This is a genomic window from Amycolatopsis sp. NPDC051758 (assembly GCF_044453095.1).
Taxonomy (GTDB): domain Bacteria; phylum Actinomycetota; class Actinomycetes; order Mycobacteriales; family Pseudonocardiaceae; genus Amycolatopsis.
This window is the reverse complement of record NZ_JBITCJ010000001.1, coordinates 1,277,022-1,290,851: the sequence shown is the minus strand read 5'-3', so window position 1 is coordinate 1,290,851 and position 13,830 is coordinate 1,277,022. Positions and strand designations below refer to the sequence as shown.

Here is a 13,830-nt window from a genome sequence, read left to right as displayed (position 1 = left end):
GGAGGCCAAGCTGCCCGATCGCCGCGGAAGTGGCGACCGGGATCACCCGGAAGAGCGCCTCAGCAGTAGCCGAGCTGCACCAGGGTGTCGACGATGATCTCGGACGGGTGGTACTTGTCCATCCAGGACTCACCACGACGGCTCTCGTACGTGTCGAGGAAGTTCTGCAGCTTGTCGCCGCGCATTTCGGTCAGCACCACCGTCTCGCCGAGATGCTGCGGCGTCTCGGTGCGCTCGCGGTGCACCGCGCAGGGCAGGCCGAGGTAGTAGCACTCCGCCGAAAGACCACCCGAGTCGGTGACGACGTACTCGGCGCGCGCGACCAGCGGGAGGAACTTCAGGTACCGCATCTTCGGCTGGACGATGAACTGGTCGTCGAAGATGTTCCCGATGCCCAGCGCGCGGATCTTCTCGCGCTCCGGCGCGCCGGCCATGTACAGGATCGGCATCTTGCGGCTCTGCTCGCGCAGGATCTCCAGCGCCTCGCGGTACTTGTCCGGGCGCGAGACCAGCTCGAAGCGGTGCAGCGTGGCGAGGCCGAACTTCTCCGGCAGGTTCGGCACGTCCAGCGGCTGGTTGATGGCCAGGCGCATCGCGTCGATCGCGGTGTTCGCCTCGGTGTCGACGACAACGCCGCGGGCGTTCCGGAGGTTGTTCACCTCGCGGATGCTCGGCGCGAAGTGCATGTCGACGATCTTCGCGGCGATCTTGCGGTTCAGCTCTTCCGGCAGCGGCGAGAGAATGCTGCCCGACCGCGCGCCCGCCTCGACGTGCCCGACGCGGGACTTGAGGATCCGCTTCCCGATCAGCGAGCCGTACGGCGTGGTGAACGTGTCGCCGTGCACCAGCACCAGCGGGGGACGGCCGTCCTCGGTCAGCGCGGCGCGCAGCTCGTGGCGGCGGCTCCACGCGGTGCGCAGCACCTGCGCGGCCCAGCCCGGCACCTGCGCCGGCGACTCGAGGTTGTGCGCCTTGTCCTCCGGCACCAGCCAGACGTCGGGCGCCGGCATGTTCAGGTCGGCGAGGACGTCGGCGACCTCGTCGACGTGCTGCGCGGTGAACCAGATCTTCGGCCGCATCCCGCGCTCGCGGATCCCGTGGTAGACGGGCGCGATCTTGATCAGTTCCGCGGTGGTGCCGAGAATGAAGGAAATCACCGTGAAGGCCCATTTCTGGTCGGGTGCGGTGGCGCAAGGATACTGGCCGACCCACCGCCGGGGCCGCCGGGTAGCCTCGGCCCGGTGAGTGCGAACCCGCTCCTCCCCTCGCTCAGCGTCGTGATCCCGGTCTACAACGAGCAGGACTGGGTCGAACGCAGTGTCGGCGCGCTGCTCGCCTCGGCCGAGGAGGCGAACTGGCCGATCGAGGTCGTCGTCGTCGACGACGGCAGCACCGACGCCACGCCTTCGCGGCTCGACGAGCTGCGGGAACGCCACGGCATCACGGTGCTCAGCCAAGCCAACTCGGGCCGGTTCGAGGCCCGGCGGGCGGGCATCGCCAAGGCGGGCGGGGAGCAGATCCTGCTGCTCGACAGCCGCGTGGTGGTGGACACCGGCTCGCTGACGTTCCTGCGTGACCAGCTGGTCGACCATCCCGAGCGGACGGTCTGGAACGGGCACATCAACGTCGCTTCCGAGCACAACCCGTACGCCGGGTTCATGGCCGGGCTGGTGAAGATCCCCTGGCGCCGGTACTGCGCGAACCCGCGCCTGATGTCCTTCGGCATCGAGCAGTTCGACCTGTTCCCCAAGGGCACCGGATTCTTTTCGGCGCCGCGTGCCGTGCTCGAAGCGGCTTCCGACGCTTTTGTCTCGCTGTTCGACGACGTGCGCTTCGCCAGTGACGACACCGGCGTCCTGCGCTGGATCGCCGAGCGGCACCGCATCTTCCTGGCCCCGGAGTTCTCCGCGACCTACCACGGGCGCGACAGCTTCAAGAAGTTCCTGGCCCAGTCGTACTTCCGCGGGACGACGTTCGTCGACTCCTACCTCGGGTCGCCCGGCCCCGCCCGCAACGGCCTGTTCGCCGCGTTCGGCGTCGGTGTGCTCGGCCTCGGTGTGGCGCTGCGGCGGCCGAAGACGGCCGTGCTGCTCGCGACCGCCGGGTCCGCCGCCGCGGGCGCGGCCGTGACCCGCTTCGGCGCGACGACCGCCGAGGCCAAGGCCGTCGCGAAGCTGGCCCCGGTGTTCGGCGCCGGCTTCGGCGCCGGTGCCGTGCGTGGCCTGGTGATGGCCCTGCGTGCCCGGCGGCGGCGGGACCGATGAGCTCGCCGATGACCGACGAGGCGGACAGCCGCAGCCTGGCCAAGGAGACCGGCCGCTCGGCCGGGAAGATCGGCATCTCGCTGCTGGTCGCGATCGCGCTCGGCTACGTGCTGACGCTGCTGGCCACCCGCTGGCTCGGGCCGGAGAACAGCAAGGTCTACCTGTCGTTCTGGGGCATCCTGATGGGCCTCGGCAGCGCGCTTTCGCCGCTCGAGCAGGAGCTGTCCCGCCAGTCCGCGGTGGCCGCGATCGACGGCGGCCGGGCCGGCAAGCCCGCGCTGCGGGCCCTCACCGTCGGCGCGGTGACCGTCGCCGTGGTCGCGGCCCTGACGCTCGTCGTGCCGGTGCTGTCGGATCGGCTCTACGCCGGGCAGACCGGTCTCGGTGTGGTCGTGCTGTGCGGGGCGATCGCGTTCGCCTGCCAGTTCGCCGCTCGCGGCCTGCTCGTCGGGCAGCAGCGGATCAAGCCGTATTCGGGGCTGGTCGTCGCCGAGGCGGCGGTCCGCGTGCTCGTCCTGTTCGGCGTCTTCTTCGCCGGCCTGACCGGCCTGACGTCGTTCGCGATCGCGGCCGCGGCCGGCTCGTTCGCCTGGCTGCTGTTCGTCCGCCCGGTCGCCGGGCTGGTCGACCCGCACGCCGAGGGGGAGGGCTGGGGGCCGGTCACCGCGCGGATCCTGATCCTGATGGCCGGCGCCGGCCTCACCGCCAGCGTCATCACCGGCTACCCGGCGATGGTCAGCCTGCTCGCGCCGGGCGGGTCCGACGCCGACGTCGGCGTTCTCTTCGCGACGCTCACGGTGTCGCGCGTGCCGCTGCTGCTGCTCTCGCCGCTGCAGGCGCTCGCGGTGCCGACGGTCGTCCGGCTTTCCGGCACCGCCGACGGTGTGCACCGGCTGCGACGGCTGCTCGCGCTCGGCGCGCTCGGCACGGTCGCCCTCGGTGTGGTCGGCGCGCTGGTCGGCTGGCTCATCGGGCCGTGGCTGGTCTCGCTGCTCTACGGCTCGAAGTTCGTGGCGCAGGGCTGGTGGGTGGCCTGGATGGTGTGGGGCGCGGTCCTGCTCACCGCGCTGCAGCTGATGACCGCCGTGCTGGTGGCGCGCAAGCAGGCGAACAAGGTGCTCGTCACCTGGGCGGTGGTCGCCGTGACGACCGCCGTCGTGTTGCTGGTGGCGCCGGGTGACCCGGTCTTCAAGGCCGTCGCCGGGCTGGCCGTGGCCCCTACGCTGGGGTTGGCCGTCGTGTTGGTGTTCGTGTTGCGACGTCCGGCGGCTTCGCGCGACTGACGTTCTTTGGTGGGTTCTCAGCCCTGCGGCGGGTTCTGCGGTGGCAGGTCCAGGCGGTACACCGAGACGGTGCCCTGGCTGAACACCTTGGTCAGCCCGGGCAAGCCGGTCAGTTTCTCCAGGCCCGGCGCCTGGCTGAACGACCGCCGCCGTTGTGTTGCTGGTGGCGCCGGGTGACCCGGTCTTCAAGGCCGTCGCCGGGCTGGCCGTGGCCCCTACGCTGGGGTTGGCCGTCGTGTTGGTGTTCGTGTTGCGACGTCCGGCGGCTTCGCGCGACTGACGCCCTTTGGTGGACTCTCAGCCCTGCGGCGGGTTCTGCGGTGGCAGGTCCAGGCGGTACACCGAGACGGTGCCCTGGCTGAACACCTTGGTCAGCCCGGGCAAGCCGGTCAGCTTCTCCAGGCCCGGCGCCAGGCTGAACGACCGCCTCCCCGTCCAGTGGTTCCCGTCGGTCCCGACCGTCGGCGCCTGCGAGTCCGCGTAGACCCACTTGACGTTCTTGCGCCGCAGGATGTCCTGGACCGTCGGGTTGTCCGGGAACGAGTTGAACATCGCCAGCAGCGTCACGTTGTCGGTGATCGGGCTGTGGCCGTCCGGGACGATGTTCAGGATCGGCAGGTCGTAGTCCACGTACAGGATCGTCGACCCGTCGTTCGCGTTGTTCAGGATCGTTTCGCCCGGCGCCGCGTGTTCGTGCAGCCACTTGGCCGCCGCGTCGTCCGCCGCGTCGTAGCGGACGAACTGCGGTGTTGCGTAGCGCTGGCTCAGCGAGAGCGCGCCGGTGTTCATGTAGCCGCGGAACGTCGTCAGGGTCAGCGCCGCCAGCAGCGCCACCGTCAGCGCCGCCGCGACCACCGGCCGCGTGCGGACCGGCACCGGGAAGCGCAGCCGCGTCGACGCGAAAGCGAGGCCCAGCAAGGCGAACAGCGCCCCGGCGAGAACCGGGATCATGAGGTAGATGTGCGTGTCGACGCGGCCGGCGGCCCGGTAGTAGTACCGGGCGACGGTCGCGCCGAAGCCCGTGTTCGGGGAGAGGTGGAAGGTGATGATCACCGCGGTCCAGAACAGCCACGCCGTCACCAGGGGCCAGCACCGCCGGGAAACGATCGCGACCGCGGCGCCGATCAGGCCGAGCACGCCCAGGCCGACCTGGCCCAGCGTGCCCGTGAGGTCGAAGTAGCCGCTGTAGGGCAGCCGCACGACCACGCCCACCGCCTTGCCCAGTGACTGGGGCGGGATGGTGGCCGGCGCGTCGACCACCGTGCCGCCGCTGAGCCGCAGCAGCGCGAACACGTCGGGCAGGGCGACCACCACCGTCACCACCCCGGCCAGCACCAGCGGCGGCAGCGAGCGGACGAACGCGATCCGGCCCCGGCGGGTGAACAGCAGGCCCACCATCGCGGCGACGGTCGTCAGCGCCGCGGTGGTCAGCGCGCTCGGGTGCACGTTGATCGCGCCCGCGAGCGCGATGCCGACGAGCACCGCCCGGCCCAGGTTGCGGCGGCCGATCACCAGCGTGACGGCGGTCAGGCCGGGGGCGAGCGCCATCGCGGCCGCGTTCGGCAGGACACCGCCGTCGTGGGCGAACGCGATGCCCGGCCGGTACAGCTGCACGGCGACGAGCGCGGCGACGCCGGCGCCGAGTTCGACCCACCCGCGGCCGAGCCGCGCGTGCCGCAGCACCGCGGCCGTGAGGGCGGCGACCGACAGGGGCAGGACGACGACCGAGAACACGACCGTGACCAGGTTCAGCGACAGCATCGTGTCGCCGAAGATGTTCGTGAGCAGGGCCGCGAGGTCGGTGAAGCCCGGCGGGTAGAACTGGACGGCCGTGTCGTGCACCACGTCGACGGGCAGCACCTGCCACGGCGCGGCCTGGCCGGTGAAGTGCGTGAACGCCGTCAAGACGGCGTGGGTGACCGTGTCGTGCTCCTGCGTCGGCGTGGCCCACGAGCCCAGCCCGGTGTGCCAGGTCCGGACCCCGAGCAGGACGCCGACGACGCCGATGGCCAGACCGGCGAGCTGCACCCAGCGACCGGCGGCGCCGGCGACGAACCGCAGGTCTTCGGCCGGTTCGGCGACCGCGCGACGGCGCCGCAGGAGAAACCGCACGCCCGCGCCGGCGAGGACGACCACGACCAGCGAAACCGTCACGGACAGCAGCCCGTAGCGCAGGCCGGTGACGCCGGTCAGCAGCGAGACCAGCAGGACAAAACCGGTGGTGAGGGGCGCGGAGAGGCCGGCCAGCCAAAGCCGTTCGCGGACGCCGAAGGCGATCAGGAGGGCGAGGCCGGGAACGAACATCACCAGCACGCCGACGAGAAGCAGGAGACCCTCGGACACCATTCTCTCCCCACCGCCACGACGAAAATCGTGAAAAGTCTATTCAGAGGCCTTTCGGCTCCCGCGAATGGGGATGACGAGGTACGGCTCCCTCGTGAAATGTGACCTGCGTCGCATCGCCACCTGGCGGATGCCAGGGTGAACACGGTTCTTCCTACGCTGACCCCTTCTCTGAGACGGACGGATACCGCGCATGGGTTTCTTGCTGGTGCTGCTGGCGTTCTGGCTGCCGGGCGCGGTGTTCGGCGCGGCCGCCGGCCTGCGCGGCTGGACGCTCGCCGCCGGAGCGCCGCTGCTGACCTTCGGCATCGTGGCGCTCGGCATCCCGGTGCTCGGCGGGCTGGGCATCCGCTGGGACGTCGTGTCGGTGGCCGGTTGGACGGCTGTGCTCACCGTCGTCGCCTTCGCGCTCGGCCTGGTGGTGCGCCGGATCCGGCGGGACGCACCCGGTCCCGAGGCGGCGGCGAAGGGCAAAGCCGGCGAACACCTGCTGATCGGCGCGGGTGTGCTGGCCGGCATGGCCGTGGGCGCGGTCGCGACGCTGCGCGGAATCCGGACGCCCGGCAACGTCAACCAGGACTTCGACGCGCCGTTCCACGCCAACCTGGTGCGCTGGATCGCCGAGCACGGGGACGCGCGCCCGGCCACCGTCGGGACGATCGCGAACCTGCCGGACGAGCACCACTACTTCTACCCCGATACCTACCACGCCCTGCTCGCGCTGCTCGTCGGCCACGGCGGGCTCGACGTCGTGTCGATCGTGAACCTCGCCTCGCTGGCCGTGGTCCTCGCGTTCCCGCTCGGGGTGGCGGCGCTGTGCCGGGTGTGGGGAATGCCGGCGATCGGGGCCGCGGCCGCGGCGGTGGCCGCGTCCTGCTTCACCGCGTTCCCGTACGACCTGATGTGGCACGGTCCCGTCTGGCCGTACGCGGCGGGGGTCGCCCTGGTGCCGGCACTGTTGACGCTCGGCCGCCTGCTGCTGGTCCCGCGCGGCATCGCCGGGCCGGTGACGATCGCCGTCGGGGTCGCCGGTCTCGCCGGCCTGCACACCAGTGTCGTCTTCGTGGCGTTGGTCTACTTCGTGCTGCTGCTCGGCGCGCTGGTGGTCAAGCTCGAGGTGATCGACTGGCGCGCGGCCTGGCCGTCGATCGCCGCGACCGCGGTGCTCGCCGTCCTGTTCGGGCTTCCCCAGGTGCTGCCGTCGCTCTACAACGCCGGTGGTGTCACGTCCGCGGAGTGGCCGACCGTGGCGTCGGTGACCGAAGCCGTCGGGCAGACCGTGACCTTCTCGCCGATGGCCGGCTTCCCGCAGTGGTGGATCGGGGTGCCCGCGCTGATCGGCGTCGTGCTGCTGGTCCGGCACCGGAGGCTGGTGTGGATCGCCGCCGGCTACGTCGTCTTCGGCGGTCTCTACGCGGCCACGGCGTCGCTGGACAACCGCCTGGTCAGCCTGGTGAGCGGGCCCTTCTACAACGACTACTACCGGATCGCCGCGCTGCTCCCGCTCATCGGCGCGGTGGCTTTCGGCGAGTTCGCGTTCAGCGCGGCCACCTGGTCCGCCGCGCGCCTGCGGAAGTGGTCGCCGAAGCTGCGGGCCGCCCCGCTCGTGGCGCTCACCGTGCTCGCGCTCGTGATCGGCGCGGGCAGCCGCGGCGGCTACGTGGGCCTCAACACGGTGCACGTCAACGTCGGGTACCGCGGCTTCCCGGCGCTGAGCGACGGCGAGCGGACCGCTCTCGGCTGGCTCGGGCAGCACACCGTGCCGGGTGAGCGCGTGATGAACGACCGCGCGGACGGTTCGGTCTGGATGTACGCGCTGGAGGGACTCCGCCCGGTCGAGTGGACGTTCTACGGCGCCGATCCGGGTACGGACGCGGCGTACCTGAGCGTGTTCCTCAACGACCTCGACCGGTACCCGAAGGTCCGCCGGACGCTGACCGCGCTCGGCGTCCGCTACGTCTTCGTCGGGTCCGGCACCGCGACGCCGAACCTGCGCAACTCGGTCGGCCTCGCCGGTCTCGACCGGACGCCGGGGTTCCGCCAGGTCTTCCGCAACGCCGACGCCGCCGTCTACCGGATCGAGGGCGCGGTTGCACCGGGTTCCGGGCCGGGTGACGGGCAGTGACGCCCCGGCTTCCCCGCCGGGGTCTGGGGCCCGGCCCCAGAAGGACGGGCTAAAGTGATCGCGTGTCAGTGACGTCTGCGACCTCCGTGACCGGCCGCCGGGTGCTCATCGTGATGCCCGCGCTGAACGAGTCGGCGAGCGTCGCGTCGGTCATCGAGCAGGTGAAGCGCGCCCTGCCGGGTGGCGATCTGCTGGTCGTCGACGACGGCTCGGTCGACGACACCGCCAAGCTGGCCCGCGCGGCCGGGGCCGAGGTGGCCCGCCTCGCGGTGAACCTGGGGGTCGGCGGCGCGATGCGCACCGGCTTCCGTTACGCCGCGGCCCGCGGTTACGACGTCGTCGTGCAGGTGGACGCGGACGGCCAGCACGACCCCGACGAGCTCGACGCGCTGCTGCGCGGCCTGGACGACGCGGACATCGTGATCGGCTCCCGGTTCGCCGGCAAGGGCTCGTACAAGGCGAGCGGCCCGCGCAAGTACGCCATGGTCGCGCTTTCGCTGGTGTTCTCGCGGCTGGCGAAGACCAAGCTCACCGACGTCACGTCGGGCTTCAAGGCGATGGGGCCGCGCGCGATCCGGCTGTTCGCCGGCTACTACCCCGCGGAGTACCTCGGGGACACGGTGGAGTCGCTGGTCATGGCCATCCGGGCCAAGCTGACCATCCGGGAGATCCCGGTCGTCATGCGGGAGCGGGCGGGCGGCACGCCCAGTCACTCGCCCGTGAAGTCGGCCGTCTACCTCAGCCGGGCCGGGCTCGCGCTGCTGCTGGCGCTGGTGCGCCGCCGGCCGGCCGTCGACTCGTCCGACTCGGCCTAAAAGGGGAAGTGGAAATGGACGGTTGGCGCATCCTCAGCATCGTCGTCGCGGGCGTGGTGCTGTTCGTCGTCCTCGAGATGATGCGGCGGCGGAAGCTGCGCGAGAAGTACGCGGGTGTGTGGCTCGTCGTCGCGGTCGGCGTCGTCGTCCTCGCGGTGCTCCCGCAGGCGGCCGAATTCCTGGCCAAGCACACCGGCGTGCAGACGCCGTCGAACTTCGTCTTCCTCTTGGCCGGCGTCGTGCTGGCCCTGGTGTCCCTGCACCTGTCGACCGAGGTCGGCCACCTGGAGGAAGAGGTGCGCACGTCGGTCGAGGAGACGGCGCTGCTGCGCTGCGAGCTCGAGGACACCAAGCACGAGCTGGAGCGCCGGATCGCCGAGCTCGAGGCGAAGACGGCGGCCCCGGACGACGTCAAAGGGCTCCCGGAGGTCGAGCGCGTCTCCAAGTGACGCCTTGATCGGAGCACTGCTCGCCGCGCCCGCCCGGCTCGGCGGGGTTCGTGTCCTGGCGATCGACGGCCCTTCCGGCGCCGGGAAGTCCACGCTGGCCGCCCAAGTCGTCGAAGACCTGCGGTCTCGCGGGTGCCGGACGGAACTGGTGAGCACCGACGCCTTCGCGACGTGGGACGACCCCGTCGCGTGGTGGCCCCAGCTGGTCGACGGCGTCCTGCGTCCCCTGGCGGACGGTCTCGAAGGCGCTTACCGGCGAGTGGACTGGTCCACCGGGGCACCCCGGCCGGGTGAGCTCGTTCGGGTGGCCGTGCCGGACGTCCTGGTGCTGGAGGGTGTTTCGTGCGGCCGGGCTTCGGTAAGACCCCTGCTTTCGGACCTCTGCTGGATCTCCGGCGGCTCGGCGGCCGAGCGGCTGGCGAAGGCCGTGGCGCGGGACGGCGAGGCCGCACGGGCCGAACTGGGCCGCTGGCAACGGTTCGAGTGCGGCTGGTTCGCCGTCGACGGCACCGCCGAGGCCGCCGGCACCCGACTTTCGTCGGAAACGGATCGGTCACGCTCCGTGCGCGCACCGCTCCGGATCGATCAAGCGAGTCGAACGCGCCAACACGGCTGGCCTAACGTGGGTACCGCCATCTGAGTTAGTGATCCGGCACCGGGTGCAGTCAGGACCGGGAAACAGTCACATTCTGTCGTGATTTACGGACACATTGCGGTCAAATCGACGCCCACGTAGCGCGATCGTAACCTCACGTGCTTAAGTGCGAGCCGAGTTCCCGCTAGTGTCGGCGAGCACACCGACCGTCCGTCGAGTTCCTGACCGACCGGACGGTGACTTAGAACCCGAACATCTCCCAAGGGGTGCCAGATGCAGCAATTGCGGCTGACCCGAACACGCCGCGTGGCCCTGATCGGGCTCGCCGGCGCGCTCGCGGTTTCGCTGTCCGCCTGTGCGGAATCCAAGCGTGAAGAGGGCGCCGGGGGTGGTTCCGGAGGCACGATGATCTTCGGCGCAGCCGGTAACCCGAAGATGTTCGACCCCGCGTTCAACGACGAGGGCGAGACCTTCCGGATCACGCGGCAGATCTACGACACGCTGATCCAGAACAAGCCGGGCACCGCCGATCTCGAACCTTCTCTCGCCGAGAAGTGGGAGTCGAGCGCCGAGGGCAAGACCTGGACGTTCACTCTGAAGTCCGGCGTGAAGTTCTCCGACGGCACCCCGATGGACGCCACGGCGGTCTGCTACAACTTCGACCGCTGGTACAACATGAAGGGCGCCGCCGCCCAGAGCCAGATGATCTACTACGGCGACGTCTTCGAGGGCTTCGCCAAGAACGAGGGCGACGCGAGCGGCGAGCCGGTCTACAAGAGCTGCGAGGCGAAGGACCCGACAACCGCGGTCCTGAACCTCAACAAGGCCAAGGGTGCGTTCCCGTCGGCGTTCACACTGCCGTCCTTCTCGATCGAGAGCCCGACCGCGCTCAAGGCGCACAACGCCGACCAGGTCACCCAGAGTGGCGACTCGTTCACGTACAGCGAGTACGCGAACAAGTTCCCGACCGGCACCGGGCCGTTCAAGTTCGAGAGCTGGGACCAGGCCAAGGGTGAGATCACCCTGGTGCGCAACGACAGCAGCCCGTCGCCGGCGAAGCTCGACAAGCTGATCTTCAAGGTGATCCCGGACGAGAACGCCCGCAAGCAGGCGCTCAAGGCCGGCGACATCAACGGCTACGACTACCCGAGCCCGGCGGACTACGGCCTGCTGCGCAACGACGGCGAGCAGGTGCTCATCCGCCCGTCGTTCAACGTGCTGTACCTGGGCATCAACCAGGCCAACAACCCGAAGCTCAAGGACGTCAAGGTCCGCCAGGCGCTGGCGTACGGCATCAACCGCGAGCAGTTCGTGAAGTCGAAGCTGGCCGAGGGTTCCGAGGTCGCGACCGAGTTCGTCCCGAAGGTCATCTCGGGCTACACCGACGACGTCACGAAGTACCCGTACGACGTGAACAAGGCGAAGGACCTGCTGAAGCAGGCCGGTGCCGAGAACCTGACGCTGAAGTTCTACTACCCGACCGAGGTCAGCCGGCCGTACATGCCGAACCCGGCGGACACCTTCACCGCGATCTCCGAGGACCTCAAGAAGATCGGCGTCAACATCGAAGCCCACGCCGAGCCGTGGAACGGTGGTTACAAGGACGACGTGCAGAAGGCCGGTAAGCAGGACCTCCACCTGCTCGGCTGGACCGGTGACTACAACGACGCCGGCAACTTCGTCGGCACGTTCTTCGGTCGCGAGAAGAAGGAGTTCGGGTTCAACAACCCGGAGCTCTTCTCGGCTCTGAGCGCGGCGGACGCTTCGCCCGCCGGTGACGCCCACGCCAAGGCGTACCAGGAAGTCAACAAGAAGATCATGGACTTCCTCCCGGCGATCCCGATCGCTTACCCGACCCCGGCGATCGTGGTCGGCCCGAAGGTCAAGGGTCTGGTGGCGAGCCCGCTCACCGACGAGCGTTTCAACACCGTGACCGTGAGCTGATTCTGGATTTCAGCCAAAGGCAGGGGGTGGGTGCTACCGCACCCACCCCCTGCGCCTGATCCCGGGCTGGCAACAAAGGACTGCAAGTGCTTCGTTTCCTCGTGCGTCGGCTGCTACAAGCAATTCCGACGCTCTTCATCCTGTCCATCCTGGTCTTCGCTTGGCTCCGGTCCCTGCCCGGCGGTCCCGCCGCCGCTCTGCTGGGTGACAAGGCAACGCCGGAGAAGATCGCCAACCTCAACCACGTGCTCGGCCTCGACCAGCCGATCTTCGTGCAGTACTTCGGGTTCCTCGGCCGGGCGCTCACCGGCGACTTCGGCAACTCGCTCGTGTCGACCCAGCCCGTGATGGGCGAGATCGTCACCTTCCTGCCGGCGACCATCGAGCTGGGCCTCTCGGCGATGATCATCGCGATCATCGTCGGCATCCCGGCCGGCTACCTTTCCGCGCGGTACCGCGGTGGGCCCGTTGACAACGGTGTCATCGTGCTGAGCCTGATCGGCGTCGCGGTGCCGGTCTTCTTCCTCGGCTACATGATGCAAGACCTCCTGGCCGCACCGCTGGGCCTGCCGTCCCAGGGCCGCCAGGCCGCCGGGCTCGACGCCACGGCCATCACGAACTTCGCCATCCTCGACGGCATCATGACGAGCGAGTGGGACGCCGTCTGGGACGCGATCAAGCACCTGATCCTGCCCGCGTTCGCCCTCGCCACCATCCCGCTCGCGGTGATCACCCGGATCACCCGCGCGTCGGTGCTGGACGTCCTCAACGAGGACTTCATCCGCACGGCCAACTCCAAGGGCCTGACCCAGCAGGTGGTGCGCACCCGGCACGTCCTGCGCAACGGCCTGCTGCCGGTGGTCACCACCATCGGCCTGCAGACCGGCGCGCTGCTCGGCGGCGCCGTGCTGACCGAGCGGGTGTTCAACTTCCGCGGCCTCGGCTTCCTCCTGGCCGAAGGCATCGAACGGCGTGACTACCCCCGGCTGCAGGCACTCCTGCTGTTCGGTGCCGTGGTCTACGTCCTGGTGAACATGCTGGTCGACATCTCGTACGGGATCATCGACCCGAGGGTGCGTGTGCGATGAACACTCTGCTCAACAAGAAGAAGGAACCGATCGACAAGCTCGCCGCGGCGAGCGGCCGCAGCCTCGGCGGGGAAGCGATCCGCCGGATGCTGCGCAGCCCGGTCGCGATCACCGGTGGCGTCATCACCGGTGTGTTCCTCATCGTCGCGATCTTCGCGCCCCTGCTGGAGCCGAAGGACCCGGACGTCCAGTACCTCGGCGACCAGGTCCGGCCGAACTACATCCCGGGCGCGCAGTCCGGGTTCCCGCTCGGCGTGGACGACTTCGGCCGCGACTTCCTGTCGCGGCTGATCGCCGGCGCCCAGCAGACGCTGATCGTCGGTGTGCTCGCCACGATCGTCGGCGTGCTCATCGGCGTGATCATCGGTGGCCTGGCGGGTGCCTTCGGCGGCTGGGTCGACACCGTCCTCATGCGACTGGTCGACGTCATGCTGGCGTTCCCGTCGCTGCTGCTGGCCATCTCGATCGCGGCGCTGTTCGCGAAGCCGAGCCAGTGGACGGTCATCCTGGCCGTGTCGATGATCGGTGTGCCGATCTTCGCCCGGCTGCTGCGCGGTTCCATGCTGTCGCAGCGGGACGCCGACCACGTGCTGGCCGCGAGGTCGCTCGGCGTCAAGCGCTGGGCGATCGTGTTCCGGCACATGCTGCCGAACTCGCTCGGCCCGGTCATCGTGCAGGCGACGCTGACCCTGGCGACGTCGATCCTGGAGGCCGCGGCACTGTCGTTCCTCGGTCTGGGCGACCCGGACCCGTCGCGGGCGGAGTGGGGACTGATGCTGGGCAAGGCCTCGCACCAGTTCCTCGACGTCCGCCCGGAGCTCGCGTACTACCCGGCGATCGCGATCATCATCGTGGCGCTCGGGTTCACGCTGCTCGGCGAGTCCCTCCGTGAAGCCCTCGACCCGAAGAACAGGCGGTGAACCA

At 69.9% G+C, this 13,830-nt stretch carries 11 protein-coding genes; 9 read left to right on the top strand and 2 right to left on the bottom strand.

Features of this window, described 5'->3' with window-relative positions:
- Positions 1 to 59: 59 nt before the first annotated feature.
- A complete protein-coding gene (locus ACIA5G_RS06715) occupies positions 60 to 1,157 on the bottom strand; it encodes a UDP-N-acetylglucosamine 2-epimerase (protein WP_395921200.1) in 1,098 nt (365 codons plus the stop codon).
- Between the two features lie 84 nt (positions 1,158 to 1,241).
- Between ACIA5G_RS06715 and ACIA5G_RS06710 the strand changes: the two genes are divergently transcribed.
- Both ACIA5G_RS06710 and ACIA5G_RS06705 read left to right on the top strand, forming a co-directional pair.
- Positions 1,242 to 2,264 carry a glycosyltransferase family 2 protein gene (locus tag ACIA5G_RS06710; RefSeq protein ID WP_395921199.1) on the top strand — a complete coding sequence of 341 codons (1,023 nt, stop codon included), beginning with the start codon at positions 1,242 to 1,244 and terminating at the stop codon, positions 2,262 to 2,264.
- A gap of 8 nt (positions 2,265 to 2,272) precedes the next feature.
- Positions 2,273 to 3,547 (top strand): hypothetical protein, encoded by a 1,275-nt coding sequence (locus ACIA5G_RS06705; RefSeq protein WP_395921198.1) that lies wholly within the window; start codon positions 2,273 to 2,275, stop codon positions 3,545 to 3,547.
- A 297-nt stretch (positions 3,548 to 3,844) separates the two neighbouring features.
- Here ACIA5G_RS06705 and ACIA5G_RS06700 read toward each other — a convergent pair whose 3' ends face one another.
- Positions 3,845 to 5,893 carry a DUF6541 family protein gene (locus tag ACIA5G_RS06700; RefSeq protein ID WP_395921197.1) on the bottom strand — a complete coding sequence of 683 codons (2,049 nt, stop codon included), beginning with the start codon at positions 5,891 to 5,893 and terminating at the stop codon, positions 3,845 to 3,847.
- 190 nt (positions 5,894 to 6,083) lie between these two features.
- Here ACIA5G_RS06700 and ACIA5G_RS06695 point away from each other — a divergent pair, with 190 nt between their 5' ends.
- From ACIA5G_RS06695 to ACIA5G_RS06665, 7 genes are all read left to right on the top strand, one after another.
- Complete coding sequence (locus ACIA5G_RS06695) at positions 6,084 to 8,015, top strand: DUF6541 family protein (protein WP_395921196.1); 1,932 nt, start codon at positions 6,084 to 6,086, stop codon at positions 8,013 to 8,015.
- A 113-nt stretch (positions 8,016 to 8,128) separates the two neighbouring features.
- Positions 8,129 to 8,830: a glycosyltransferase family 2 protein gene (locus ACIA5G_RS06690; RefSeq protein WP_395921922.1), complete on the top strand. Its 702-nt coding sequence runs from the start codon at positions 8,129 to 8,131 to the stop codon at positions 8,828 to 8,830.
- A 14-nt stretch (positions 8,831 to 8,844) separates the two neighbouring features.
- A complete protein-coding gene (locus ACIA5G_RS06685; protein ID WP_395921195.1) occupies positions 8,845 to 9,279 on the top strand; it encodes a DUF2304 domain-containing protein in 435 nt (144 codons plus the stop codon).
- 4 nt (positions 9,280 to 9,283) lie between these two features.
- Positions 9,284 to 9,919, top strand: a complete 636-nt coding sequence (locus tag ACIA5G_RS06680) for a uridine kinase (protein WP_395921194.1) — start codon at positions 9,284 to 9,286, stop codon at positions 9,917 to 9,919.
- A gap of 228 nt (positions 9,920 to 10,147) precedes the next feature.
- Positions 10,148 to 11,818 carry an ABC transporter substrate-binding protein gene (locus ACIA5G_RS06675; protein ID WP_395921193.1) on the top strand — a complete coding sequence of 557 codons (1,671 nt, stop codon included), beginning with the start codon at positions 10,148 to 10,150 and terminating at the stop codon, positions 11,816 to 11,818.
- Positions 11,819 to 11,904: 86 nt separating this feature from the next.
- Positions 11,905 to 12,906 (top strand): ABC transporter permease, encoded by a 1,002-nt coding sequence (locus ACIA5G_RS06670; RefSeq protein ID WP_395921192.1) that lies wholly within the window; start codon positions 11,905 to 11,907, stop codon positions 12,904 to 12,906.
- Positions 12,903 to 13,826 (top strand): ABC transporter permease, encoded by a 924-nt coding sequence (locus ACIA5G_RS06665; RefSeq protein ID WP_395921191.1) that lies wholly within the window; start codon positions 12,903 to 12,905, stop codon positions 13,824 to 13,826. The genes ACIA5G_RS06670 and ACIA5G_RS06665 overlap by 4 nt, the downstream gene beginning before the upstream one ends.
- The last annotated feature ends 4 nt before the right edge of the window (positions 13,827 to 13,830 follow it).